Raw genomic sequence first — 26,487 nt, 5'->3', positions numbered from 1 at the left:
GGTTGTCGATGTGTGCACTGTAGGCCAGGCGAACCGGCGCCGCGAGCAGGTTGCGACGGGACGCGGAAAATGCGGAATGAGCTGTCGAAAAGACCGCGCCAGCGTGCGTGTGGGCCCTGGCAACGGATGGGTTTCACTTGCCCCCTGCTAGGTGTCCGCGAGGCGGCCGCGACCGGCCGCACCTGTCGCCACCTACGATGCCAGCCACCTTCACCTCACTGATGGATGCTTTCGCCGCCGGCCGGACCGCGCGGCGGCGCGCGCGCAACCTGCGGCTCGGTCCGCCGCCGGCGGTGCGGCGCCGCCCGGCCGTCATGCCGTGGCTGCTGCTGGCCTGCGGCGTGGTCGTGCTCGGCGCCGTGGTGCTGGCGCAGGCGGCGCGTTCGCTGGCCTCGAATGCCGGGGACACGGTAAGCGAAGACGCGACGGCGCTTTCGGTGCTTCAGCCGCTGCTCGGCGGTGTCACCTTGCGGGTGCCGCGGGAGCCCGGCATCGAGGTGGTCCGGCACGGCGCCGGTGCGCTGGTGGTGGCATCCAGCGTGCGCCTGGAGCCGCCGGTACGGATCGACCTGTGCACGCAGGTGCGCGATCCGGCGCGGCCGGTATTGCTGCCGCTGCGGATCGGCTATCCCTTCATCGAGGCGGCGGCGCTGGCGTCCGCCCGCCAAGTCCTGCTGGCTGCGCCGGGCTCCCGCATGCCGCGCGTGGAACTGCGCGGCGACGCCCGCGGCGAGTTGCGCCTGCGCTGGGAGGCGGCCAGCAATGCGGGGAGCAAGGTGGGCGCCGCCACGGCGGCGTGGGTCGGCGATGCGGGCAATGGCGCCGTGGTCCGGGGCACGCATGGCGAAGGCGCGCTCGGGAAGTCCGGCTGGCTGGTCTGGAAGGCGGGCGCGCTCAGGCTGACGCGGCTGGCCAGCAGCAGCTGCCCGCAGGCCGGCGAACTGCTGGTGCAGCACGCCACCGTCCAGCAGTCCGGCACCGGATTGGTCCAGGCCTTCGGCGCAGGTGGTGCGCTGCCGGCGCTGCAGCTCGCACCGGGCGAATACCGGGTGCCTGCGGCTGCGCCGCGCGGGCTGGAAGACGCCTTGTTGTTCGAGCAACTGCAGGCGCGTGGACTCATCCGCCTTGGCCGCAACGGCCTGGCCGAGGTGGCGCCGCGCGACCTGGCCGGATGGAGCGCGGCGGCGCCGGACGCCCGCGCGCCGCTGCCGGGCTGGGAACACCTGCGCCTCGACGGGGAGGGCCGCAAGCTGCTCGAACGCCTGTACTACCGCGCCGACGGCGCCTATGTGCGCGAGCAGCTGCGGGTCTTCAACAGCGAGCGGCGCCTGCTGGCCTGGCGGGTCCGCTCCGACAGCCTTCAGCTGTGGCAGGCAAGCGTGGGCGGCGCGGCGGTGGCGCAGGACGACGGGCTGCCGGTCGCCGCGATGCGCCTGTTCGCGCGCCTGCCGGAAGGCTGGGCGCCTTGGCGCCGCATCGGTGCATGGGACACGGCCCGGGACGGCGGCGGCCAGGCCGCAACGGCCCTGCTGACCCTGGAGCAAGCCGAGCCGGCCGAGCTGCTGCTGGCCGGCCGCTTGCGCCACGTCCTTGGCGCGACCGCGGCAGTGAGCGGGATGTGCGACGGACGCGCTTGCCGCGACCGCGACGCTGTCCAGCGTGTGTTCCTGGTGCCGCAGCCCGGTGCCCAGCGCATCGTGCTGGAAGTGGAGCCGCTCGACCTGGCCCGGCTCTCGGGCAGCGCCGACGCCGCCTATCGCCACGTACGCGCCGATGGGGGGCGGCTGGCATGGCAAGCGCTGCCGGCGTCGCGTGGCGGGATGCGGCCGGCCCCGGCAGAGGTCCGGCTCACGGGGCGCGGCGGAGAAGTCCTGTGGTCGGACGGCAGGGCCAGCGCCGCGGCGCAGGCGGCCGGGCTGGCGCCGCTGCTGGGCGTGCACCGGGAGCACGCCTCGAGCGTCGCGGGCATGCTGGCCCGGCTGCCGGGTAGCCACCACTCGGCGCGCCTGAGCCTGGACCTGCGCCTGCAGGCGGCGGCGCAGGGAGTACTCGACTGTGTCGGGCTGCGCGAAGGCACATGGGACGGCAAGCGCTGCGTGGGAGCGGGCGCCGTTCCGCCCGGACGCCAGGCCGGCATGGTGCTGCTCGACGCCGGCAACGGCGACGTGCTGGCCGCGGCCGGCGGCGGAATGGGCGCGCTCGATCCGGGGCGCTGGCCCGAAATACGCGACTTCGACCGCGCCGATCCGGCACGCAGCCCCTTGCGCCTGCCTGCCTTCCAGCACGACGGCGGCGCCCGCCGTGCGGCCGGCTCGACCTTCAAGGTCGTGACCGCCCTTGGCCTGGAAGCGGCGGCACGCGGGGACGAACGCCTCGACCGCCTGCTGGCCGGCATGCCGCTGCGCGAGATCGACGCCATGGCGAGGGGCAGCGGCCATGGCTTTCGCACCGGCGCGCCCGCCTATCCGCAGGAAGGCGGCGCCCGCATCACCAATTTCCGCGAACAGCTGGCCGGCACCCGCGCCGTCGAGGGCCGGCTCGGCCTGGCGCAGGCAATGACGCACAGCGTGAACACCTGGTTCGCCTGGACGGCCGAGCTGGGCGACCGCAGCCTCGGCGGCCGGCCGTCCGGCGGACTGCCGGGCGTGCGCGAGATCGAGCCCGGCGCCCTGGATACGGTGCGTCCGGTGGCGGGCATGGCGCGCCGCCTCGGTTTCGGCACGCCGCTACGCCTCGACGGCGGCCTGCTGCCGGACGACTTCCGCTGGAATCCCTGGGATGCGCTGCAGGCCAGCGCATCCCGGCTGGACCCGATCGGGACCCGCCACGAGGTGCGCCAGATGGCGATCGGGCTGCGCATGCAGGCCACCCCGTTGCAGATGGCGCTGGTGGCTGCCGCGGTGGGGCAGGGCAGGCAGGTCGCGCCGCGCCTGCTGCTCGAACTGGACGGACGCGCGGCGGCGGTGCAACCGGGCGCGGAGCCGGGCGTGCGTCTCGACCGCATCCGGGCGGGCATGAAGGGCGTGATCGACGGCGGCACGGCGGCCGCGGCATTCCGGGGCAAGGAGTTCGGGCGCCTGCGCGCCGGTCTGTTCGGCAAGACAGGCACCGCACCGACCGGCGAGGACGGCGCGGCAACGGTCTGGTTCATGGGCTGGCTGGAACCGGGCAGCCTGCCGGGGCAGACCCGCCGGCTCGCGTTCGCGGCCTTCGTCAGCGAGTCGCGGCTCACCGGCGGCGCCCATGCCGCGCCGCTCGTCGCTGCCCTGTTGCATTCGATGCAAGAGCAATCCCTTGAACAGAAGGGAGATTGACCGCCATCTGCGCGCCAAGATTTTGTGTTTGTATGGCATCATCTGTTGACAATCCGCCCTTGTGCGGATGCCATCGAGGATGAGGAAGGTATGCGTTTGCCGGGAACCCGGTACCAGGAGCACGGTTGGGAGCAGGTGCGCAAGTTGCTAGGGCAATGCTCGCTGCAGGTGCTTGCACGTCTCGATCCGGTCCGCCTGCTTGAAGCCGAAGGTGACGGTATGCTGGCGGAGTACGTCGATGCGGTCGCGCAGGCCCTGCACAAGAGCGGCCGTGGCGACCAGCCCGGCAACAGCTACGGCGACACCATCCTGGAACTGGCCCTGAGCCTGGTCTACGAACTGCAGGCCCGCCCAAGCGACTGGGGCACACTGCGCGCGGCGGTGGCCGGCGAGCACGCGCGCATGGGCGCCTTCTGGACCGCGCCGGGCGGCGACGCGCTGCTGCGCAAGAAGTTCAACGACCTGTACGCGGTCCTGCGCGACAAGGTCGACAGCGACAACTACCAGGCCGCCTGCGGACGTCCCTGCAGCCCGAATCGCATGTATGCCTACCGCATGCTGGACACCGCCTACGGCGAGGTGGCGCGCCTGTTGGCGTCGTGGCGCGAGCACCGCGAACAGGTGGGGGCCATCCTCGGGCGCACGGTCGAGGCCGAGCCCATCGAAGTGCGCCGGCTGCGCAGCGTGGCCGACTGCCGTCCGGAATGGATCCTGCGCTGGAGCGAAAGCCTGGAGCGCTTTACGGGGGCGGCCGGGCCGCTGCACACCCGCTCCAAGCGCTTCGCCGGCCTGAAGGACCAGCCGGACAAGATCGGCGCGATGCTGCGCGAGATCGGCGAATACGAAGCCCTGTCGTCGAACCGGGACCGCGACTGGCTGCAGGATGCCAGCGACGCCACGGCCTGGCTGGACGACTACTGGCGGGTACTCGGGGAGTCCGAGGGGGCGAGCACTCCGGGGCCGGACCTGATCCTGGAAGCGCGCCAGGACGAACGCGACCTGGTCGCGCAAGAGGCCGAAGACGAAACCCCATCGCCGCCTGATGCGCTGCCGGTACTGAGCGATAGCCTGGCAGGGCAGGTTTCACTGTCCCCCCGCTACCTCCAAGTGGCAGCGGCGGCGCAGGAGCGCGGCAGCTGGGCGCTGCGCATGATGGAGGGCGATTCGCTGCCGGTGCGGCTGGCGGTCTACCTGAAGCTGCTCGGACCTTTTGATGACAGCTATCCGCCCGAGTGGCTCGACCCGGCCACGGGCGAACTGCCGACCATGCAGCAGCTCGCGCTGCTGGACGGGGTGTCGCTGCCGACCCTGCGCAAGCGGCGCGACGCCGCCATCGCCAGGCTCGCGGCGGCGCCAGGCCGGGATGCAGGGCTTGAAGAGGAGAGGTGAATGGGCATGACTGAACTGGACCGCAAGCTGCAGGCGCAGCTGCTGGCGCGGCGCCGGGTCGAAGGCGACCGGCTGGCCCTGAGCGACGCGGTGCTGCTGGCAGCGCTCGACGGCAGCCGTCCGCTGACGGTGGGCGAACGCAGCGCACTGCAGGCGTCGCCCCTGACGACGCGCCGCTTGCGCACCCTGGCCGAGGCGCGCCGGGCACAGGGCGCGCCGCGCCAATGGCGTGGCAGCGTGGGCATGCTGCGCGCCGCCGACAGCGGCGCGGCGCTCGCCCCCCTGGTCACCGACGACGGCGCCTGGCGCCTGCACTTCGTAGGAAGCCGCGTGATCCTGCAGATTGACCCGCAATCGCCATTGGCCGCGATGCTGCTGCGGGGCAGCCAGATGCTGCGCGTGCTGGACGGGGCGGGCGCAACGGTGCTCGAGGGCACGCTGGACAGCGACGGCGAATGCGAAGGTCCCTGGCCGTTCGCCGAGGCGCCGGCACGGCATTTCCAGCAGCACGGGGCACGCTTCACGGTGGAACCTTGCGTGGCGCCCTCAGGACACTAGCATGCTGAACCTGTTCAAACGTCCGTTCCGCCAGCCGCCGCCCGATCTTGCCGGCCTGGGCGCAGCCTTCATCGCGCTGCCGCTGGCCAAGGGCTGCACGGTGCCGGCCGGGAATCTTGCCGTGCTGGCGAACCGGGAGGGCCATACCCGGCGCCTGAGCGAAGGCGCGCGCGTCGCCATCCTGGACGGCGAGACCGCCTGGTGCGTCCACCCCGGGCCCTACGGGTGCGAGCTGGCACCCTTTGCCGCGGCGCCGGAAATCGGCCTGCGGGTGCGCTTTGCCATCGACGCGCCGGACCCGCGCGAAGTGCAGCAGCGCTTCGACTTGTTCCTCGCCAGCGAAGGGGAGGAACGGGTGGCGCTGGACGCTTTTGTGGCGGCATTGCAGGCTGCGCTGCAACGCGAACTGGCCCAGGGCAACCTCGAGCTGCCGCCTTGCACCAGCTTCGAGGAGTGGAATGCCTTCCGTACCGGTTTCAACCAGTTGCTGTACACGCGCTTCGGCGTGATGGTGGACGACTGCGTGCCGGTCGACCTCGGCGCGTCGCGCGACCTGGCGGCGCTGCTGGCGGCCAGGCTCGCTGCACAGCCCATCCTGCAAGCCACCTCGCAGCCCGCCCTGCAGCCGGTCTCGCCCTCCGCATCCGCGGCGCAGCAGGACGCCTTCGACGCGGTGCGCGAAGATGCCAAGGCGCTGCGCCGGCTGTTCCTGGAACTGCCCGGCGTGATGTGCGGCCTGCGCCTCGCCGTGCTGCCGGCCGATTGCGCCATATTCCGCCGCCACCAGGAGCTGCTGCGCCGGCTCGACCTGGTCAGCCTGTCGGTGGGCACCATGCCGGCATTGGCGCTGGCCGCGCCCGGCCAGCCGCTGGCGGCCGCCGAACAGCGGCGCCGCGCACGCCACAGCATGCGCGCCGTGGCTGCGCTGGACGAGGCGTGGGCGCTGCTGGCCCGGATGAAGCTCGCCGCTGCGCCGATGCTGCCGGTGCTGCTGGAGGAGGCCGACCGCATCGCGGCCAACCTCGCATGCGACTGCGCGGCGCGCCGCGAGCCCGGGAGGGAAAGCGCGATGGGAGACGCAGCATGAAAGCGCCGGTGACTGTCTGCAGCATCGCACCCGATGGCTCGCTGTTGACCGTGACCGCCAGCGTACGCCCGCGCGGCGGGCGCGCCGATGTCAAGTGCAGCGTTCCGGACGCGCCCGAACTCGCAGGGCGGATGCAGGAAGTGGTGCGCCTGGCGCGCCATACCGAGCCGCGCTTCGACAGCCGCGAGCAGGTGGTGCTGAGCCTCGACAGGGTTCCGGCGCCGGGCAGTCGCGACTGGGAGCTGGCCTGCGTGCTGGCGGACCGCATGGTGCGCGGCCTATGGCAGCCGCAGTTGCAGTTGCACAACCGGGTGGTGGCGAACGGCTGGTCCGATGCCTGGCAGCTGGGACGCATCGACGGCCACGGCCTGCGCCAGGTGCCGGTCGGCGTGCTCGCCGGCGGGGAGGGCGGCCTGCCCCACCTCGGTGCCCTGACCGGGCATCCCGACCCGGCCGCGGGCGTCTCGGCGGCGCGCGCCTGGTTCCCGCTGTATAGCGGCGGCGCCGGCGACCGCCTGTGCTGGGTAGAGGTCAGCGTGCGGCCGTCGCCCCACGAAGGCGAGGAGGAAGCGAGCATCACCGCGCCCGGCGTCGATGCCGCCCTGCAGGCAAGGGTGCGTGCCGTACTGGCCGGCGCCCGCCACTTCGACGGCCGCGGGATGGGCCAGTGGCGCACCACGGTGCGCTTCGCCGAGGAGCGCTTCCAGGGCGGCTCGTTCGAGCTGGCCCTGGTGATGGCCGACCGCATGGCGCGTGGGCGCGAATTCCTGGCGCGCGGCCGGGTGCTGGCCACCGGCCAGTCCTCGGCCTGGCATGCGGGGCGCGTCGATACGGTCGCGGGCGTCGAACCGAAATGCGCGCTGCTGGCCCGCGAAGCGGCGCCGGGCGACCGCATCCTGGTGCCGCGCGCCTGGGAAACGCGGCTCCCCCCGGGGTGGCGCGAGCAGCTCCGGACGCGCGGCGCGAGCCTGGCATGCGTGGACAGGATCGGGATCATTTGAATCGCGCCCGGCTGCGCTAGAATCGCCGGGTGATGTTGCATTGGAAGAAACGGAGTCGGATATGTTCCAGATGTTCGGATCGGGAGGCGCCAGTTGCCCGCGCTGCGAGCGCAAGCATGGCGGCGATGCGCGGTATTGCGGCGGCTGCGGCCTGATCCTGGGCGCGCCGCGCAACGTGCCGGTCCTGCGCGAGAACCGCTGGGTCGCGGGCCCCGACGAGCTGGCCGTGTTCTTCGGCGTGCGCGAGCTCTCGGGCGTGTTCGTCAAGACGCTGCGCGTGCCGGCCACCGCGCGTGCCTACATCCTGCAGGGCATGCATGCCACCGAGGTGCCGCAGGGCGAGTACGAGATCGAAGGTTTCTTCACCCGCCTGAACCACCTGCTGCGCGACCAGCACGCCGAGATCCTGGTCACCCGCACCGGCGCGCTGCCGGTCGAGTTCCGGTTCGACGACGTCGCCACCTCCGAGCAACTGGCGGTCAGCGCACGCTTGACGGTCAGCCTGCGCATCGAAAACGTGCCGGCCTTCGCGCGCCACTTCATGACGATGCCCGGCACGATCGGCAGCGACGAGCTGCGCGAGCTGTTGGCGGCGCCGGTGCGCCAGCTGGCCGGGGAATTCGTCGGTGCGCGTTCGATCCGCGAGATGGCCGGCAACCGCGACTTGCGCGAGCAGCTCGACGAGCGCCTGCAGTCCGGGCTCAAGCTGCTGCTGGCCGAGTACGGGCTGGCGGTGGTCAAGGTCGACACGGTCGAGCTGCGCCACGACAAGTACGACGCCCACCGCGCCAGGGTCGGCAGCCTGTGGCTGGCCGCCGACGAACGCCACGTGCAGATCGAGCATGCGAAGCACCTCGACGACCTCTACGACGCCGAGGAATGGCAGCGCCTGCGCCGCGCCGAACAGGCCGCGCGCGTGCGCCAGCGCGAGCGTGAGCTGCGCCAGGACGACGCCATCGCGCGCGCCGAGCTGTCGCTGCAGGGCGCCGACCGGGCCCATGCGGTGCGTGCGCGCCAGATCGAACTGTATGCGCGCATCCTCGACGCCGGCTCGCGCAAGCAGGCGCTGGAGCGCGGCGCCGGCGACGTGCTGGCAGAGCTGGAGCACGAGCTGGCCAAGAAGGGCGCGCGCCGTCTTGATGAGGCCCAGGAATGGAAGCACCTGCGCGCCCTGGCCCAGGTGCGGATGCGCAGCGAGCTCGAGGTGGCCCAGCAGGACGCCCGGCAGGCGCAGGCGATTGCGCGCCAGCGCTTTTCGCAACAGCTGCTGCAGCAGCAGATCCGCCACAAGATCGAACAGGCCGCACTGATCGAGGATGCCGCCCGCAGGCAGGCGGAACTGAGGCGCCTGCGCGCGAGCGAGGAAGACGCGGCACGGCGTGCCGGCGAGATCGACGAGCAGGAGCACCTTGCCCGCCACCAGAGCCTGCTGCTTGCGAACGCGGCGCGCCGGCGCGAGGCCGAGCGCCTGCAGGAATGGGAAGACGAGCAGGCGCGCCAGCGCATCGAGTCCACCCGCACCGGGCAGCAGCAGGACAAGCTTGCCCGCACCATCGAACTCGACGCCCGCCAGGCACGCGCCATGCAGGACGTGCAGCTCGACGCGGAGGAACGCCGCCATGCGCTCGAACTGCGCCGCCTCGAGGTATTCGGCGCGATGGACGACACGGCCAAGCTGGCCCTGGCCGCGGCGCCGAACGCGGCGGTGTTGGGCGACTTCATGAAGACCCGGGTCCACGCGAGCATGGACGCCGGCCAGCTGGCTGCATTGTCGGGGCTGGCGGGCGAAGGCAAGCTGACCTCGCGCGAAGCGCTGCAGCTGGTGCGCGACGAGCAGGCGCGGCGCGAGCTGGAGGTGGACCGCGACCGCCGCCACCAGGTCGCATTGCTGGCGACGCAGGCAGCGGCAAACCGCCGCTGCGCCCACGGTCATCCGGCGCGCGACGACGACCACTTTTGTGCCGCTTGCGGCGCGGCGATCCCGCGTTGAGGGCGGCGTGACCGAAGCGATGCAGACCGCCATCGACAAGATCCGCGAATTGCGTGCCCTGCACGAGGATGGCCTGCTGAGCCATGCCGAATTCGACCTGCGCAAGAATGCGATCCTGGACGCGGCCTACCTGCCCGCGCAGGCGGTGCTGGAAGAACCTCCTGCGGAACGGTCACGTCCCGGCACCGAGATCGGCCTGATGGCCGGCCAGGAAGTCGGCCCGCAGAACCGCCGTTACCGGCTCGAGCGCCTGATCGCGCACGGCGGCATGGGCCAGGTGTGGCAGGCGATCGACCTGGCCACCCACGCGGAGCTGGGCCACAGCGCCCAGGTGGCGCTGAAGATCCTGCCGCCGCAGCTGACGCAATCCACCCTGCAGTCCAGGCTCCTGATCCAGGAAGCGACGCGCGCACGCCGCCTGGCGCACGAGCACATCGTGCGCGTCTACGAGTGGGCGCAGGACCCGGCCACCGGCAGCTTCTTTCTCATCATGGAGTGCCTGGAGGGCGAAGACCTCGACAGCCTGCTGGCGCGCGAGGGCCGGCTGCCTTTCGAACGCGTGCTGGCGCTGCTCGAGCCGGTAGCAGGCGCCCTCGACTACGCCTGGGACAGGCATGGCCTGGTGCACCGCGATATCAAGCCCGGGAACGTGTTCGTGACCAGGCGCGGCGAGGTGAAACTGCTTGACTTCGGCATCGCGGCGCGCGCCCGGGGCACCGGCAGCGCCGGCAGCGGCACCGGTGGCGGTAATGTCGCGCTCGATGTCCCGAACACCTCCGGCACCCCCGGCTACCGCGCGCCCGAAGCCGGCAGCCGGCAGGGCCAGCCTGCGCCGACGCTGGACGTCTACGCCGTGTCGATGATGATCTACCAGATGCTGGACGGCGCGCTGCCGCCCGACCCGGCGCCGCCGCCGCAAGGCTTGAAGCCGCATCAGTGGGAAGCGCTGCGCGCTGGCTTCGCACCCGAGCCCTCAGAACGGCCGGCGACCGTACGCGCCCTGCTGGAGAAGCTGCGCAATGCGGCGGGCCCGTCGCCGGAAGAACTCGCCGCGCGGGAAGCGTCCGCGCGTGCCGAGCAGGAGCGCCGCGAACGCGAGCTGGCGCTACGGCGTCAAGCCGAAGAGCAGGCCAGGGCAGCGGCCCGCGCCCTGGCAGAGGGCCAGCGCCGCGAGCAGCAGCGCCGCGAGCGCGCGGCCCAGGAAGAGGCGCGGGCGGCGCGCAAGGAGGCCCTGCGCCGGCAGCTGCTGGCCAGGCGCGAAGAAGAAGTCGCCAAGGCGCGCCTGGCGCAGGAGGAAGCCCAGCGCAAGGCGGCGCAGGCCAGGGCCGCGGCGGCCTACCTGGCGGAGCAGAAGCGCGCGCGCGAACTGCAGGCGGCGCGCACGGCAAGCGAGCTGCGGCGCTTGACCCCGACGTCCGCCGGCCCGGTCGCCGATGGCGACGGCGTGCTGTGCGATCCGTTCCCGGATGGCGCGGGCAGCGGACCTTCGCTGGTCCTGATCCCGACCGGGCGTTTCCAGATGGGCTCACACGAACACGAGCGCAAGATCGCGATGGCGGCGGGCGCGCAGAAGCGGTGGCTGGAGCGCGAGACGCCGCAGCGCTGGGTCGGCATCGAGCGGCCCTTCGCGATGGGCCGCTACCCGGTCACGGTGGGCGAGTGGCGCGTGTTCGTGCAGGCCAGCGGCTGGGAGCCGCAGGGCGAGGTGAACTGGCAAGAACCGGGCTTTCCGCAGACCGATGCGCATCCGGTGGTGGGCGTCACCTGGCACGACGCGCAGCGCTACCTGGAGTGGCTGTCGGAAGCCACCGGCCAGCGCTACCGCCTGCCGAGCGAGGCGGAGTGGGAGTATGCCTGCCGTGCCGGCACCCGCACCGCCTTCAGTTTCGGCGACACCATCCGCCCCGACCAGGCCAACTACGACGGCAGCTTCACCTACAACGGCGGTGCGCGCGGCGCCTGCCGCCACGGCACCACCCCGTGCGGCATGTTCCCGGCCAATCCATGGGGACTGTACGACATGCATGGCAACGTGTGGGAGTGGGTGCAGGACGTCGTCCACGACAACTACGAAGGTGCGCCGCTCGACGGCAGCGCCTGGGAAACGGGCGGCGACCAGCATCGCCGCATCCTGCGCGGCGGTTCCTGGCTGTACAACCCGCGCTATCTGCGATCGGCCCTGCGCAACGGCTTTTCCAGCGTCTTGTCGAACGACATCGTGGGCTTCCGCGTGGTGCGCGAGCTGATGTGAACCGGTCTTCCGGCCGGGCCGCATCGAAGGGCGAATGGTGTACAGTAAGCGCATCGGTCAACCACGGAGGAGTCGTCATGCCCATTGCCCACCTGTTCAAATCGCATGACAAGGACCTCGGCGGCGGCTTCACGGTCCGGCGCATCCTGCCGGCGGCGGCACGCCAGTCGGTCGGTCCCTTCCTGTTCTTCGACCACATGGGGCCGGTGGAAGCGCAGCGCGGCGCGTGCCACGACGTCCGTCCGCACCCGCACATCGGGCTGGCGACGGTGACTTACCTGTTCGAGGGCGCCATCATGCACCGCGACAGCCTCGGCACCGAGCAGCGCATCGAGCCGGGTGCGGTCAACTGGATGACGGCCGGCAGCGGCATCGTCCATTCCGAGCGCACCCCGGAAGACCTGCTCGACCGGGTGCGCCGCACCCACGGCCTGCAGTTGTGGGCGGCGCTGCCGCGCGAACACGAGGAGGCTCCGGCCGCCTTCTCGCACACCCCGGCGGACCAGATTCCCGAAGTCGGGTTCGAAGGCGCGACCGTACGCGTGCTGGTCGGCAGCGCCTTCGGCCATATCTCGCCGGTGCCCACCTTCAGCACCACGCTCTACCTGGACGTGCAGCTGGCGCCGGGTGAGTCCATCGAGCTCGGCGACCTGCCGGAGGAAAGCGCCGTGTACGCGCCGATCGGCGCCATCGAGGTCGACGGCGAAGCGATCCCGCCGAATACTATGGCGATGGTCGAGCCGGGCATGCCGGTGCGGGTCTCGTCCAGCGCGGGTGCACGTTTCGTGCTGATCGGCGGCGAGCCGCTGGACGGGCGCCGCTACATCTTCTGGAATTTCGTGTCCTCGAGCCGCGAGCGCATCGAGCAGGCTGCGCGCGACTGGGAAGCGGATGCCTTCGTGCCCGTGCCGGGCGACGCCGAGCGCATCCCGCTGCCGGCCTGGCCGGCCGCCTGGAAGCATGGCGAAGCGCGTGAGGAGCGCCCCCAGGGTGCCGGCGGCCAGCCGGGCATGTCGGCAGACACGCCCGGCTAGGTCCCGGAGAGATCCCGGGTGCAGGCGCCAGGTGAAGATTCGCCCAAGGGTTCAAGGCGGTAGGCGCAGCGGCGCGCACCTGCCAGCTGGTGCTCGATCAGCAGCACGCTGCCGTCCGCGGCGACCTCGGTTTCGGCCATGTAGCCTTCCGCTTCGCGCATCAGGGCCAGCGAAGCGGCGCGCCGGGCCAGCGACCCTATCGACCGCAGACCAACGGCAAAGCCGAGCGCTTTATCCAGTCTGCGCTGCGAGAATGGGCTTACGGCTTCGTGTACAAGCGCTCCGACGAGCGCACCGATATGCTCCGCCAGTGGAATCATCATTACAACTGGCATCGCCCACACCAGGCCATCGGCGGCAGAGCACCGATGTCCAGGCTCTCAACCAGCCGCAACAACCTCTTGCAACTTCACAGCTGAGCCGACATGCAGAACAATGCCCGCGCCGGTCTACTTCTCAGCGCCGGGTAGGACGCATGTCGCTGTCGCCGCTGCGGGTCTTGCTGTCGCTGCTGCCGCCGTGGCCGGCGGCGCCGGCGGCGGTGCCGGTGTCGGCCAGCGCCGTGCGCAGTTCGACCGCGCGCGGATTGCTGACCCGGCCCGCCACGACGTCGCGCGGCGTCACCGGCTTGCGGTAGTAGGCGGCGGTCTCGGCGGCGTCGAAGCGGACGTCGGTGATGGCGATGTTCGCGCCGCCGAACAGGCCTTCGGTATCGGACCAGGCGGTGATGTCGCCCCAGCCGAGCGACCCTTCGCCGCGCTTGGACCAGTCCACGACGGTGAGTCCGGCCTCGGTATTCAGCGAAAACTTGTTATCTTGCATGAAGCCGTTCAGGGCCTTCTGGTCGTTGAGGATGAAGGCCATCCCGCCCCCTTCGGCGCCCAGTTGCGCGCCGAGGGTGACCCCGGCCATGTTGTAGAAGGCCGGCGTCCCCCAGCCGTCCGCGCGCCGGACCAACAGCACGCCGGCGCCGCCGCGGGCGCCGACGCCGACCGCGACGCGCACCGAATCCGGCACGATGAACACGCCTTTCGATCGATGGAGCCGCGCTGCGACTTCGCGGTTGCGCTCCATCTGGTGGAGCACGGCGATCGCGCGGTTGAGGTGGGTGGTGGCATCCGACGCATGGCTCCCTTCCTCGGCAATGCCCGGCTGGCCGCTGGTCGGGTTGGTGCGCTCCTGTACCGTGGTCGGTCCGGTGCGTTCCTGCGGGACGACCTTCGTGGTGGTCTGGCGCCCGCCTTGCGGGTTGTCCGTCTGCGAGGCCGTCTGGGCGGCGGCGCCGGGGGATGTAACGGCCAGCAGCAGGGCGATGGCCGTGCCGTGGAGCTGGATCAGGCTTGTGCTTGTCATGGGTATGCTCTCGAATCAATGGTTTCCTCTAGCGTAGCCTGATGGCGCGAGCGGCGGCGCATGCTTGCAGGCTGGAGGGGATTGATTGCAGGCTACAGGGCGCAGCGTCTCGGGCCGCAGGCGTAAACTCGGATTTCCCGAACGGGTTTTCCTGAAACGCCAAGGAAAGGACGCGCCATGAAAATTCCAGAACACTTGAAGATCCCGGTCATCGTCTTCGCGCTGCAGGCCGCGCTGCTGGCCGGTACTTCGCTGGTCTTCCTGCTCTTGCGCCCGCCGGGCGGTTGAGGCCTCGGCCGCAGCTGCTCAGTTGCCGAGCCAGGCAGCGGGCTGTGCAGGCCGGCGCTCGCCGCTGCGGGCGGCTTGTACGCGCGCTGTTGCGTGCGCTTCAGCGCTTATCTCCGGATAAGGACGGGCGGCGAAGCGTTGCTGCAGTCCCATGCCCGGCAAGCGGTCCAGGGCGAGGCCCGGCGCCAGGGGCGTCTCGCTGCCTGTGAGCGGATCGAGGTGCCAGAAACCGCCGCCGCGGTGGAACAGCAGCGGCATGCCGGCGGCGCGCGGGCGGGCCTGGAGCTCGCACCGCCCCGGATGGGTTTCGGGGGCAAGGATGCAGAAGGCTTCCGCCTGTGCGCCTGCATCGGTGCGGTGCAGGATCACGCCGTGCGGCAGCAGGGCCGTCACTTCCAGTTCGACCACGCCACGGATGCTGGCGGTCAGCGAAATCCGCATGCCGAGGCGCAGCGGAACCGGCGCGTGCTTGCCCGGCCAGACCCCGTCGAGCAGGACACCGTAGCGCGACACGTCCTCGATCTCGAAGCCATGGCGCCCCGGGCGGATGATCGCATGGCGGCCCGACAGGCGGCGCGTCAGCCCGCCGCGCTCTTCGCCATGCTCGCCGTGGTGCGCCAGGAGCAGGTCGGCTTCCGGATCGCTCCATTCGAAGCGCCCGAGCACGCATTCGTCGAGCGCGAACAGGCGCAGGTGGCGCTGGAGGCTCGAGTCCGGCTCGGCATGGACCAGGCAGGCCGTGCTGGCCGGGCAGGGATGGCCGGCGGGCGCCAAGGGCACGTCGATCTCGATCAGGTCTTCGTCCCAGGCGATGGTCGAAAAGCCCAGGTCGACCTTGCCGCCGCCGTCGCGCGGATCGCGGATGTCGAGCTGGGCGATCGAGCCGTCGCGCGCAGTGACGTCGATGTCGAGGCTGCCGCCGCCGGGCGCCTGTACCCGTGCGATGCCGGCATCGTCGGCCGTCACGCGCACATTCTTGTGGGTGGCAAGGAAGGTTTGGTGGATCTCGCCCAGGCTGGCGTCGAGGCGCGGGACCAGGATCACCGGCGAGCAGGTCCAGGTGCGGGCGGCGCCCAGCTGCTGCGGATGGCGGCTGTGCAGTTCGATGTCGATGCGGTACTGGCCGTGCTCGAGGCCGCGCGACGAGAATTCCAGGAACACCGGGCGCCAGTCGCCGCGCGAGGTGCGCTGGAACGCATAGCTTTCACCGTCACGCAGGCGCAGGCAGGAGCGCACCAGCACGCGTAGCTCGGCCGCGCAATCCATCGGCATGCCGCGCAGCTCCAGCTTGATGGCCTGGCGGCCGCCGGCTGCGCGCGGATCGAAGCCGCTGATATGCAGTTGCGGGCGGCCCAAGCCGCCACTGGCGGCCTGGGCGGCCGCCGCTACCTGGGCGGCCTGGGTGGGCGCCGGCGCAAGCCCTTGGGGACGCTGGGCGCGCAGGGCACTGATCGCCTCGAAGCTCGAGGGCAGGCCGGCGCTGGAAACGGCGGCCGGCATACCCGAAGCGGAAGGCGGCTGGACGTGGCCGTGCGCGCACACCAGCTCGCCTGGCATGACCCAGACGGTGCAATGCGGATGTTCGGGATGGCGGCAGCGGTTCATGGGATGATGGCGGCGATCATGTTCGACAACATTGCTAGCTTACGCCCTTTTCCTGCCCAGCGGCGCGCCGCATTCCTTGATTAGCAACATTATTTTCTGTCGGGAATGTTTCAATCCTGGGTGTCCGCCGGCAGCGCGGTTTCGTCCAGGTGGCCGCCGGCCGCTGCCGGCATGTGACGCAACATGGGGCGCAACATCAGCGCGGTCAGGTTGTCGGGATGCAGGCCATCCGGCGGCGAGGCGTCGAGGGCCTCGAACAGGCGCCCGACCATGGCCGCGGCATCGGGGGCGCCGGCCAGCAGCCCCGGCCATTGGCCGACGAAGCGGTCGGGCGCGGCGCAGGACCAGAAGCCATCGGTCGCCAGCAGGTAGCAGGCGTCTTCACGCAGGCGCAGCACGCGGCGGTCCGGCAGGGGGCACAGCCATGACGGCAGGTTCAGCGGCGTCAGTTCGAACAGCGGGGCCGAGAGCTGGAAGGGGTTGCTGAAGGCATTGCCGAGGATGAATGCCTGCGCGATCTGCGGCGCATGCGCGCCGTGCACCTGGCGCCACCATCCAGCTTCGTCGATCCGGCCGGCCAGGGCCGCGACGGTGGCCGGCACGTGGTCGACGGTGAGCGGCATTGCGTGCGCCGGGTCGATCTCGTACAGGCGCGAGTCGCCCACGTGGTAGAGCAGGGGCTCGCCGCCTTCCGGCAGCTCCAGCATGGTCAGGGTAGTGCCGGGCCGTGCGCCGGACCCGGAGGCGAAACGGCGCTGCAGCCCGGCGTGCAGCACGTCGAGGTGGCGCCCCAGCTCGGCCGGCGTGCGGCAGGGGGGAAGCGCGAGCAGGCCGGCGGCGACCGCCTCGGCCGCCTCGCGCCCGTGGCCATGTCCGCCCATCCCGTCCAGCACCGCCACCCGGCCGTGGCCCGCGGGCCAGCCGCGAACTGGCGTGCGCCGCAGTTCCTGGTCGAGCAGGTGGCTGGCCTGGCCGGCGAAGTCGATGACGACGAAATTGTCCTGGTTCTCGGGGCGCTGCACGGGGCCGCTGCCGCGGCGGCTGGCAACGGCCACCTCGTAGCGCGGGGCGAAATGGAAGGTGCACAGGATGTCGGATTCGGGCAGCATAGACGGATTGGCATGGCAATCCTGATACTTTACACCTGAACAAGGTCCGCCGAAGGCGCGAAGAGAAGGGAAATTACAAGGGAAATCAGGGTAGTCTCAGAGGAGGTTCCTGCGGCTTCCCGTCACCAGCATGAGCGCATTGGCCAATACGCAGGCTCCGGCGGCGCCCAGGGCGAAGCGTACCCCGAAGCGGTCGGCCACCTGGCCCCAGAACAGGCTGCCCGCCGCGTAGCCGCCGGACATGACGAACAGGTAGATCGACAGCGTGCGGGCGCGGATCTCGGCCGGGAAGGACAGCTGGGCCGCGGCGTTCAGGGTCGACACCGTGGCCGACCAGGCCATGCCGCCGCACAGGATCAGGGGCGCCAGCACGAGCAGCGAACGGCTGATGCACATCGCCACCAGCATGCTGCCATAGATCGCCAGGGCACCGGCCAGCACGCCGGTCTTGTCGACCCGGGCGCGCAGTTGCGGCAGGAAGAACGCGGCCAGTACGGCGCCGCCGCCCAGGCAGCCCATCAGGGTGCCGTAGGTGCCGGACTGCATGCGCAGCACGTCGCGCACGAACACCGGCAACAGGCTGGCGAAGGCGATGGTCGCGAAGAACACCGAGCAGACGTTGCGCAGGATGCGGCGGTAGCGCGCGCAGCCGAAGGCTGTCTTGAAGCCGAGCACGAAGCGCTCGCGGAAGCCTTCGCGCGGGGCGGGCTGCGGCGTGCGTTCGCGCCACCACGTCCAGTACACGGCGAGCAGGCCGGCGAAGGACAAGGCATTGGCCAGGAACAGTGCGCCAGGTCCGATCCAGCCGAACAGCACGCCGCCCAGGGCCGGGCCGATGATGGCCGACAGGTTGTAGGAGAGGTTGTTGAGGGTGGCCGCGGCTTCCACTTCTTCCGCTTCCACCAGTCCCGACATGGCGGCCTGCCAGGCTGGCCAGATGAAGGCGGTGCCGATGCCGAGGCAGAAGGTCAGGACCAGCACCGGGGTGGCGGCCACCCGTCCCGTGCCCACCAGCAGGGCCATGGTGGTGGCGCACAAGGCCATGTACAGGTTGCAGTAGAACAGGAACTTGGGCCGGTGCACGGCGTCCGCCACCACGCCTGCCAGCAGGGCGAACAGGAAAACCGGGACATAAGTCGCCGTCTGGACCAGCGAGGTGATGGCGGCCGAGCCGGAGAGCGAAGCCACCAGCCAGGCCGAGGCAAAGGTCTGGATCCAGGTGCCCATGTTCGACACCATGTTGGCCAGCCAGATGTTGCGAAAGCGGGCATGGCGCAGCGGTCGGGCCAGCGGCACCTTGCGGCGCCGGGCCGCGGGGCCGGACGGAGCGCTGCTGCCGATGCTGGCGTCGATACTGGAAGGGGCGCTCGTGCTGGAGTCTGGCATGGTCCGGACAGTGTAGGTGGCTGCACTGCTCACGGTCAATAAAATTGCCGTATGGAAAGTGTGTTCTGTGATATTGTGGCGTTCCCAAAACACATTTGCCGCGATAGACATGTTGATCCGACCGCTCGTGGCCGCGGACATCCCAGCCGTAGCTGCCCTGCTGCGCGAACTGGCGCGCGAGTACATCGTGCACGAATCGCCGCCCGAGGGCGCATCGACCTTCCTCGCCGAAAACGACGAGATGGGCGTGCGCGGCTTCCTCGCGCGCGGGCATGTCTATCACGTAGCGCTCATCGACGGCCAGGTGGCCGGCTTCGTCGCGGTGCGCGACCGCAGCCACCTGTTCCACCTGTTCGTCGGCAAGCGCTGGCACCGGCGCGGCGTGGCGCGCGCGCTGTGGGACGCCGCGCGCGAAGCGGCGGTCCGGGCGGGCGGCGACGGCAGCTTCACGGTGAACTCTTCGAACTTCGCGGTGCCGGTGTACGAGGCCTTCGGTTTCGTGCGCGTCGGCCCGACCCAGTGCGCCAAGGGCCTGTACTTCAATCCGATGCGCCTCGCCGGCTCAGAGGACAGCTGAGCCTGGGGGCGGCGCGCCTTCGTCGGCGCGCCGCAGCCACAGGCTGCTGGCCCAGCCATCGATCCGGCGGTCGTCCACCACGGCACTGACCTGCCACCAGTCGCCGCGGCGCCGGCCGGTGGCCGTCACCTGCGCCCCGGCCGGCACCACGGCCAGGCGGCGGGCGTTGATGCCGGTATGCGCGCGCAGGTTCAGGTGCTCGCGTACGCGGTACTGCGCGCCCGCGACCGGCGCCTCCTCGGGCAATGTCATCGCCGGCATGGCCGTACCCGGCGCCGCATCCGGCCCGAACACGGCGTGCAGCAATCCTCCCAGCAGCGCGGTCCCGCACACCAGCACCGCCAGGGCGCGCGCATTCGCTTGGCGCCACCAGGTGCGCGGCGTCAGCCGGGCCGCCAGGCACAGGGTCAGCAGCAGGCCGGCGCAATATGCGGCAAGGGCGGCAAGGGCGGCAAAGGTGGTGGCGGACGACATGGCGGGTTCAGGCGTCGAAGCGCAGTACGTAGTGGCCGGCGACCAGGTGGTGCCCGGACGGGACCAGGTAGGGCTGCTCCTCCGTGGCATCCGTGATGTGCGCCACCAGCCGCAGCGCGCCATCGAGGTGGAACAGGGCCTGGGTCTCGGACAGGCGCACGATGCGCAGGCCTTCGCCTGTGGCTTCCCAGCCGAAAGCATTGCGCGACAGGCCGAGGCGGTCGGCGCTGGCCGCCGCGCTGCCGTCGAGGTGGCGCAGGAAAGCGGGGGCATCGAGCACCCGCAAGCCGGCCAGTGCCGGCATGCCGCGCCCGAACACCAGGCGGGTCCCGGCCGCCGCCGGCTGCGCCAAGCCTTGCGGCAGCGCGAGCAGCGCCGCGTAGCGGTCCGCCATCTGGGGCGGCACCGCGTGCAGATGCACGCTGGCGCCGTCGAGCGGGGCGAACTGCGACGGCACCGCTACCTTCTGGCGGCCGGCGGCGGTGATCGCATGCACTTCGTCGGCGTCGTCCACCGCAAAGCGGATCACGCTGTCCTTGCCCGGCGCGGCGGGCGCCAGGCCGCTGTCCAGGCCGATCTCGAGCGTGGCGGCGCCGGTGTCGCGGTAGCGGCTCAGGCGCGGCAGCGCGAGCGCGGCCAGGGTGATGCGGTGGCGTGCGACCGGGGCGTAGGTGGCGTCGTTTTCCGGCGGCAGCGGCAGGGCGGCAGGCATCGGGCCGGCGGCGAGCGGCATCGCGGTCAGCTCGTTCTCCGCAGCGGTGGCGGCGCGCGCTTTCCATACCGAGGGGGTACGCGGCGGCACGGCGCTCGGCGCCTTCGCCGCCATTGTCGCCATTGTCGCCGTCACTGCGCGTGCGGGCGCGCCGGCCCGGCTGATTTTCAGGAGCAGGCGCTGGCCGGCGCTGTCGCCGCTCGCGCTGTTCCCCTTCCTGTTGCTGCGGATGACGTAGTAGCCGTTGGCCGCGTCGAACCGGCAGTCGAGGCTGTCCTTGGGACGCACCTGCACTTCCATCTCGCTGTCCGCCCCGTCGTTGATCAGGAGGATGCCGCCGTCCGCGCCGAAAGGCCAGCCCGGCACCGCGAACGTGGCGGCGGCTTCGTCCTGGCCGACCAGGGTGAGGCGCTGGTTCGGATAGACCGCGCACACCGGCTGCCAGATGGCGCTGTCGCGCGAGGCCGCGACCGTGTACAGCAGCTGTTCGCCGGGGGCGGGCAGGTAGACTGCGTGGCCGAACTTCACCTTGACCTCGCCGCTTGCCACCGCGTCGTTCCCGACCACGTGGTAGCGCACCTCGTCGCCGCCGAGCAGGTCGCCGAAATCCTTCTGGTGCAGGGCCGCCAGCGACTGGGCCAGGTCGCGCACGCGCGCGCCGCGCGTCAGGTGGCGGTCGTCGTCGACCTCGTCCTGGGGCAGCATCAGGGTGACGTGGGAAAAGCAGCGGGTGGCGGCGCGCCCGCGCTGTTCGCGCGGCGAGCGCTCCAGCAGGTCGCGCAGCAAGGGGCGGCGCGAGAACAGGGCCAGGCCAGGGGCCTGCCACAGCGCCTCGGCATTGAACACATCCCCTACTTTGGCCAGGATTTCGTGTTGGACGTAGACCGGCATGATGGATTCTCCTCGAAAGATTGAATGCTCGCCACGCCGAACGCTAGCAGGGGGCAGATGAAAAACAGCAGGTGCGAGCCGCCGCTCGACAGGAAACTCATCGGCTGGCCCATAATGGGAAACAGCGCCAGGTTGGTACCCCAGGACAGCAGGAAGTGGCCGCCCAGGAAGGCCGCGCCGCCGGCCAGCAGGAAGTACTGGAAGCGTCCGAGCCAGGCGCGCCGGAAGTCGCCGGCACTGGCCGCACCTCGCCATGCCGTGGCGGCGGCATGCAGCAGGCTGGCCAGCAGGACCGCCTGCAGCGCCCACAGTGCCAGGGCGCCGAGCAGGCCGTGGCGGTTGAGCAGGAAGGAAGGGGCGAAGTCGTCCTGCACGGCCGGGATTCTCAATGCGTCGCCTGCCGTGGCACCGAGTGAAGCAAGTCCGAGCATGCCGTCCGCGCCCAGCCAGCCGCCGCCCGCGACGGCGCGTGCGCCGAGCAGCAACTGCTGGCCCGTGTGCGGATGGGCGGTCGGGTCGGCCCAGACCTGGAAGCGATCGGCGTAGAAGCTGCCGGACAGGCCCGCCCCGAGCGACTGCAGGGCCAGCGCGCCGCCCAGCAATGCGCAGCACAGGCCGGCCGCGAGCGCCGCCTGCAGCCGCCGGCCGGTGGCAAGGCACCAGGCCAGGAACGTGGCGGCCCCCCACACCAGCAGCAGGATCAGCGGCGAGTAGTCGTCCACCTGCACCAGCGCGACGCCCAGGAGCAGCACGAACAGCAGGATGGGGGCCAGCATGCGCAGCCGGTCGCGCCAGCTGCGCCGGCCGCCGGCGCTCCCGGTCGCCAGCGCCAGGCAGTGCGCGCTCAGCGCGGCCAGGGCCAGCTTGGCGAATTCGACCGGCTGCACCTCGAACACGCCGGTCTCGTCGCCGAAGGCGACCTGCAGGACCAGGCCGGCCAGTGCGCTGATTGCGAGCGCGATCAGCAGCCATTCGGTCGCCGGACGCGAGAGCGTGCCGCGGGCTACCCCGCCCAGGAGCAGCAGCGCGAGCGGCAGGCCGGCCGCAAGCAGCACGCTGCTGGTTTCCACATGGCGCAACCAGGAACTGTCGCGCGCCCCGATTCCCAGTTCCAGCTGTACCAGCAGGCCGGCGCCGAGCAGGAGCACGGCGACCGCCCCGAGCAGGGGCAGGCGCCGCGGCCAGAGCAGCGCATGCCACAGCGCGGCCCAGGCCAGGATCAGGGTCCAGCCGGTGCCGGGGGGCGTCCCGAGACGCTGCATCGAGAGCAGCAGCACGGCGACGGCAGGGATGGCGCAGGACAGGAGGAGCTTCGTCCAATCCGTCACGCTCCTTGCGGGACCGGCCAGGCGAACCCCAGCGATGGCGGCCAGCAGGAACACGCCGAAACCGGCCCACCAGGCCAGCGTGGATGGCGCCGGGAAGCGCCACAGCGAGCGCTCGCCCCACTCCCATTGCACGCCGGCCGGAAGCTCGGCCTTCGGCTCGGCAAACAAGGCAACTTCGCGTGCGGGCTGCAGGCGCAGGGCATCGCTGCCGACAGCGACGGCAAAGCGGGTACGGCCGACCGCGATCTCCTCGACGGCGTCGAGCGCGTGCTCGCGCCGGGCGACGTCCGTCCAGCGGCCGCCGTCCCGCAGCAGGACCGGCTGGGTTCCGCGCACCTGCAGCACGGGTTGTCCGGCGGCGTCCTGGGCCAGCAAGAGCTTGCCGGTGTCCAGGCCGGGGACGGCCAGCCGGTTCCCACAGTAGAGGTGGCCGCCGAAAGCGAGCGGACGCCGGAAGGCGAGGGCAGTCGGGGCGATCCGGTTCCAGAATCCCGAGAGGCGTGCCGCCATCCCCGCATCCGGACAGACGGCCTGGGGCTTGCCGTCGCGCCGCAGGAGTGCGCCGTCGAATTCCCAGGTATGGCGGCCCTCGCGCAGGACCGTGCGGCTCCCGCTCGCCGCGACGACCTCGAAGACTGCGACGCCGGCCTGCAGCCGCTGGCCGGCGGCGAGCGCCAGGCTGCCCGTGTGCAGGCGTTCCTCGCCGCGCACGAGGACGGCGGCCTGGGCCGGGTTGCTATTTCGCATCCACCAGCGGCCGTCGGCATCGCGCCGTACCGAAAACTGGCGGGCGGTGGCGCGCGGCGCGGCGAGTTCCGCGTAGCCGAGCGTGAGCGATTCGCCGGGGGCGAGGCGCAGCGTTACCGTCTCCGGCAGGTGGCGCGGCGGCGCCAGCAACACGGCGAGGAATTGCAGGACGCATACGCAGGCCAGGGCGAGTGCCGCGCAGGACAAATGCGGCCTCACGCGGCCCCCGCCATGGCCGGCTGCGCCATGCCGGCGCGGATGCTGTCCAGCATGCGGCTGATCTCCAGGGCGTGCGCGGGGCGCTCCGCGGGCGTGACGGCGAGCAGGCTGTTCAGCAGGGCGCCCGCCCGCGGCCCGGCCGGGCCGAAGGCGTGTGCGAAACCGGCTGCTTCGTCGGGGTAGAGCGTCGGGGGAATGCCGCGGTGCGCGTGGCGCAGGACTGCGGCGCCCTCGCGCCCGTGCGCCGCGTAGACCTGCCCGCAGGCGCTGCCGTAGCGCAGCATCCGTCCGCACACCAGCCAGTAGAGCAGGGCGCCCAGCGCAAAATAGTCGCTGCGCGGGTCGGTGAGGTACTGGTTGGGCGCCTGCGGGAAGAACTGCTCCGGCGCCTGCCAACTGGCGGTGCCGGCGTAGGTATGCGCGGGCGCGCCGGCCAGCGCACGGCAGGTGCCGAAGTCGGCCAGCTTCAGGGTCGAGGTGCGGCGGTCGATGAGCAAGTTGCCGGGCTTCAGGTCGAGGTAGCGGAAGCCCGCCGCGTGCACCTTGGCCAGCGCCTGGTTGACTTGGGCGATCCAGTCGAGCGCCTGCAGGGCGCCGGGGGGGCGGGCGGTGGCACGCAGCACCTTGACCTGCGTGGCCAGGTCGCCGTCGAGCAACTCGAGCGCCATCGCCGGCAGGCCATCGATGCTGCCGCTGTCGAGCAGGCGCACGATGTGGCGGCCATCCCAGGGTGCCAGGCGCGACAGGAAATCTTCTTCGGCGCGGGCGGCCTCGATCCAGTGGCGGCGCAGCTCGCCGGGAGCGCGCGCCATTTGCGCCGTGTTGACCAGCTTGAGGGCCACGCTGCCGCCCGGCGCATCGGCGCGCCACACGACGCCGTAGGCCGAGCCGCCGAGCGGCTCGAGCAGCCGGTACTGGCCGTGTGCCAGATGAACGATTGTGCCTTGCTGGACCATGCCCGCCTCCGAGACTGGCGCCGTGCGCCCTCGCGGAGCGCAAGCGGGGGGAGGGAGAAAGGATGAAAGAACCGATGGGCGAAAAAAAACCGCGCAATGCGCGGTTGTTTCGTTTAGCGACGATCCCAGCGGTCGCCGCGGTCCCAATCGCGGCGGTCACCGCGGTCCCAGTCACGACGCTCATGGCGATCGTGGCGGTCCCAGTCACGGCGGTCATGGCGGTCCCAGTCGCGGCGCTCGACGTAGACCGGGCGCGGCTGGACATACACCGGGCGCGGCTGGACATACACCGGGCGCGGCTGCACGTAGACCGGGCGCGGCTGGACGTACACGGGGCGCGGCTGGACATAGCCGTAGCCGTAACCGCGATTGTCGTGATATCCGTAATGGCGGTTGTCGTAATGACGGCGGTCGTCGCGGGTCGAGATCGAGTTGCCCACCGCCGCGCCCAGCACGCCGCCCACCAGGGCGCCGCCCGAGCCGCCGGCGCTGTGGCCGATGGCCGCGCCGACGACGGCGCCGATTGCAGTATTCACACCACGGTCGTCTGCCATTGCCGCTGGGGAGACGGCAACCGCGGCCAGGACCACCGCACCAACAATTTTAGATGTCAACATGGTTTTTCCTCGTGCCTCAGCGGAGATCAGGATGATCGGAACAACGCGGGGCGTGGGACGAACTATAGGCTTGCGCACCTCCGCCGCCACGCGTTAATACAGATTATTACAAACGGACATCCAGTCGACACATGGAATGCGGCCCTTGCAGAGGGGCGGCCCCGCCCCATCTAAGCACTGTTACCGTTGACGTCCCGAGCTTGCCCGTGAACCGATCTTTCGCCACTACCTTGTCCCTGCTGGTTTTGCTGCAGGTATACATCGGCATGCGCCTGCTGCCTGACCTGGCAATGGGCGTGCCGTTCAACGTGGTCAGCGTGCTCTTGCTGGTATCGCTGACCGTGCTGGTGCCGGTCGGGCTGATGTCGGCCTCGCTGCGCCGGCGCCGCTGGTCGGAACTGGTGGCCTGGCTGGGCCTGCTGTCGATGGGATTCTTTTCCTCGCTGCTGGTGACGACCCTGGCGCGCGACCTGGTGCTGCTGGTCTTGCGCCTGATCGGCCAGATGAGTCCGGAATTCGTCCGCGGCAGCGCGGCCGCAGTGCCGCTGGTGGCGCTGGCGGTGACCGTACTCGGCTTCGTCAACGCGCGCCGCCTGGCGCGGGTTAAAAAGGTCGAGGTGCCGATCGCCAACCTGCCCCCCAGCCTGCACGGCTATGCCATTGCCCAGGTATCGGACATCCACGTCGGCCCGACCATCAAGCGTCCCTACCTGAACGCCATTGTCAACCGGGTCAACAAGCTGGGCGCCGACGCCATCGCCATCACCGGCGACCTGGTGGACGGCAGCGTGCACCGCCTGGGCCTGCATACCCAGCCGCTTGCGCGCCTGGCGGCCCGCGACGGGGTGTTCTTTGTCACCGGTAACCACGAATACTATTCTGGAGCGGACGAGTGGATTGCCGAGGTGCGCCGGCTGGGCCTGACCGTGCTGCTGAACCAGCACGTGCTGCGACACCGCGACGACGCCACCATCATGATTGCCGGCGTGCCCGACTATACCGCCCACCATTTTCATCCGGGACACAAGAGCGACCCGCGCGCTGCCGCGGGCATGGCCGGCGAGCAGGCGGACGTGCGCATCCTGCTGGCACACCAGCCGCGCAGCGCGCCGGCAGCGGCCGAAGCCGGCTTTCACCTGCAGCTGTCCGGACATACCCACGGCGGGCAGTTCTTTCCATGGAACCTGTTCGTGCCGCTACAGCAGCCCTTCGTTGCCGGCCTGCACCGGGTGCGCGACATGTGGGTGTATATCAGCCGCGGCACCGGCTACTGGGGCCCGCCCAAGCGCTTCGGGGCGCCCTCGGAGATCACCCTGGTGCGCCTGGTTCCGGCGGTGTAAAGACGCCAACATTTCGTACCAAAAATTTCTCGGATGCGCTATCGTTGGGATCCCTTGAACTGAAGAAGGATTCGACGCATGAACCGCAGCATCCGCAGTTTCCCTGTCCTGACCGTTCTCGCTGCTTCGCTAGTCAGCGGCGCAGCCCTGGCAGCCAGCCCCGGCAACGATCCTGCCGCGCTCGCGAAGATCCGCGATACGGCGATGCAGAGCGATTACGCCTGGGAGCGCATGGCGGACATGACCGACCTGATCGGCCCG

19 protein-coding genes and 2 pseudogenes are annotated in these 26,487 nt (G+C 71.0%); 12 read left to right on the top strand and 9 right to left on the bottom strand.

Annotated features, from left to right (window positions below):
• Positions 1-197: 197 nt before the first annotated feature.
• From MA09_RS18810 to MA09_RS24250, 9 genes and pseudogenes are all read left to right on the top strand, one after another.
• Positions 198-3,314 (top strand): penicillin-binding transpeptidase domain-containing protein, encoded by a 3,117-nt coding sequence (locus tag MA09_RS18810; RefSeq protein WP_036251942.1) that lies wholly within the window; start codon positions 198-200, stop codon positions 3,312-3,314.
• A 90-nt stretch (positions 3,315-3,404) separates the two neighbouring features.
• Complete coding sequence (locus MA09_RS18805; protein WP_036251940.1) at positions 3,405-4,703, top strand: hypothetical protein; 1,299 nt, start codon at positions 3,405-3,407, stop codon at positions 4,701-4,703.
• Entirely contained in the window at positions 4,704-5,261 is a 558-nt protein-coding gene (locus tag MA09_RS18800) for a hypothetical protein (protein ID WP_036251936.1), read from the top strand.
• Position 5,262: 1 nt separating this feature from the next.
• Positions 5,263-6,348: a hypothetical protein gene (locus MA09_RS18795; RefSeq protein WP_036251934.1), complete on the top strand. Its 1,086-nt coding sequence runs from the start codon at positions 5,263-5,265 to the stop codon at positions 6,346-6,348.
• Positions 6,345-7,349 carry a hypothetical protein gene (locus MA09_RS18790; RefSeq protein ID WP_036251932.1) on the top strand — a complete coding sequence of 335 codons (1,005 nt, stop codon included), beginning with the start codon at positions 6,345-6,347 and terminating at the stop codon, positions 7,347-7,349. Before MA09_RS18795 ends, MA09_RS18790 begins: the two co-directional genes overlap by 4 nt.
• Before the next feature lie 61 nt (positions 7,350-7,410).
• Positions 7,411-9,339 carry a hypothetical protein gene (locus MA09_RS18785; RefSeq protein WP_036251929.1) on the top strand — a complete coding sequence of 643 codons (1,929 nt, stop codon included), beginning with the start codon at positions 7,411-7,413 and terminating at the stop codon, positions 9,337-9,339.
• Between the two features lie 19 nt (positions 9,340-9,358).
• Positions 9,359-11,590, top strand: a complete 2,232-nt coding sequence (locus MA09_RS18780) for a bifunctional serine/threonine-protein kinase/formylglycine-generating enzyme family protein (protein ID WP_036251987.1) — start codon at positions 9,359-9,361, stop codon at positions 11,588-11,590.
• A 77-nt stretch (positions 11,591-11,667) separates the two neighbouring features.
• A complete protein-coding gene (locus tag MA09_RS18775; RefSeq protein WP_081897683.1) occupies positions 11,668-12,624 on the top strand; it encodes a pirin family protein in 957 nt (318 codons plus the stop codon).
• A gap of 191 nt (positions 12,625-12,815) precedes the next feature.
• Positions 12,816-13,043, top strand: a pseudogene (locus tag MA09_RS24250) (integrase core domain-containing protein); the annotation flags it as partial.
• A 37-nt stretch (positions 13,044-13,080) separates the two neighbouring features.
• On the opposite strand, the gene MA09_RS18765 reads toward MA09_RS24250, so the two are convergent.
• The 4 genes from MA09_RS18765 to MA09_RS18750 form a co-directional block, all read right to left on the bottom strand.
• Positions 13,081-13,977: a lipid-binding SYLF domain-containing protein gene (locus tag MA09_RS18765; protein ID WP_036251924.1), complete on the bottom strand. Its 897-nt coding sequence runs from the start codon at positions 13,975-13,977 to the stop codon at positions 13,081-13,083.
• 306 nt (positions 13,978-14,283) lie between these two features.
• Positions 14,284-15,870, bottom strand: a complete 1,587-nt coding sequence (locus tag MA09_RS18760) for an FHA domain-containing protein (RefSeq protein ID WP_152594710.1) — start codon at positions 15,868-15,870, stop codon at positions 14,284-14,286.
• A gap of 110 nt (positions 15,871-15,980) precedes the next feature.
• On the bottom strand, positions 15,981-16,979 hold the full coding sequence (locus MA09_RS18755) for a PP2C family serine/threonine-protein phosphatase (RefSeq protein ID WP_051933591.1): 999 nt from the start codon (positions 16,977-16,979) through the stop codon (positions 15,981-15,983).
• 96 nt (positions 16,980-17,075) lie between these two features.
• A complete protein-coding gene (locus tag MA09_RS18750; RefSeq protein WP_229440780.1) occupies positions 17,076-18,365 on the bottom strand; it encodes an MFS transporter in 1,290 nt (429 codons plus the stop codon).
• A gap of 109 nt (positions 18,366-18,474) precedes the next feature.
• On the opposite strand from MA09_RS18750, the gene MA09_RS18745 reads away from it, so the two are divergent.
• On the top strand, positions 18,475-18,942 hold the full coding sequence (locus tag MA09_RS18745) for a GNAT family N-acetyltransferase (protein WP_036251922.1): 468 nt from the start codon (positions 18,475-18,477) through the stop codon (positions 18,940-18,942).
• On the opposite strand, the gene MA09_RS18740 is transcribed toward MA09_RS18745, so the two are convergent.
• From MA09_RS18740 to MA09_RS23825, 5 genes are all read right to left on the bottom strand, one after another.
• Positions 18,928-19,416 (bottom strand): SH3 domain-containing protein, encoded by a 489-nt coding sequence (locus MA09_RS18740; protein ID WP_036251921.1) that lies wholly within the window; start codon positions 19,414-19,416, stop codon positions 18,928-18,930. The genes MA09_RS18745 and MA09_RS18740 overlap by 15 nt on opposite strands.
• 7 nt (positions 19,417-19,423) lie before the next feature.
• A complete protein-coding gene (locus tag MA09_RS18735; protein ID WP_036251918.1) occupies positions 19,424-21,019 on the bottom strand; it encodes a hypothetical protein in 1,596 nt (531 codons plus the stop codon).
• Complete coding sequence (locus MA09_RS18730) at positions 20,980-23,313, bottom strand: FtsW/RodA/SpoVE family cell cycle protein (RefSeq protein ID WP_036251916.1); 2,334 nt, start codon at positions 23,311-23,313, stop codon at positions 20,980-20,982. The genes MA09_RS18735 and MA09_RS18730 overlap by 40 nt, the downstream gene beginning before the upstream one ends.
• Positions 23,310-24,269 carry a serine/threonine-protein kinase gene (locus MA09_RS18725; protein ID WP_036251914.1) on the bottom strand — a complete coding sequence of 320 codons (960 nt, stop codon included), beginning with the start codon at positions 24,267-24,269 and terminating at the stop codon, positions 23,310-23,312. The genes MA09_RS18730 and MA09_RS18725 overlap by 4 nt, the downstream gene beginning before the upstream one ends.
• Before the next feature lie 113 nt (positions 24,270-24,382).
• A complete protein-coding gene (locus MA09_RS23825) occupies positions 24,383-24,886 on the bottom strand; it encodes a glycine zipper domain-containing protein (protein ID WP_051933590.1) in 504 nt (167 codons plus the stop codon).
• A gap of 200 nt (positions 24,887-25,086) precedes the next feature.
• Between MA09_RS23825 and MA09_RS18710 the strand changes: the two genes are divergently transcribed.
• A complete protein-coding gene (locus MA09_RS18710) occupies positions 25,087-26,226 on the top strand; it encodes a metallophosphoesterase (protein ID WP_373887856.1) in 1,140 nt (379 codons plus the stop codon).
• 78 nt (positions 26,227-26,304) lie between these two features.
• Positions 26,305-26,487 (top strand): annotated as a pseudogene (locus tag MA09_RS18705) (peptidase M28); the annotation flags it as partial.

The organism is Massilia sp. BSC265, assembly GCF_000740675.1.
GTDB lineage: Bacteria > Pseudomonadota > Gammaproteobacteria > Burkholderiales > Burkholderiaceae_D > Telluria.
Note: the sequence above shows the minus strand (reverse complement) of the source record. Positions and strands in the feature narration are given on the sequence as shown.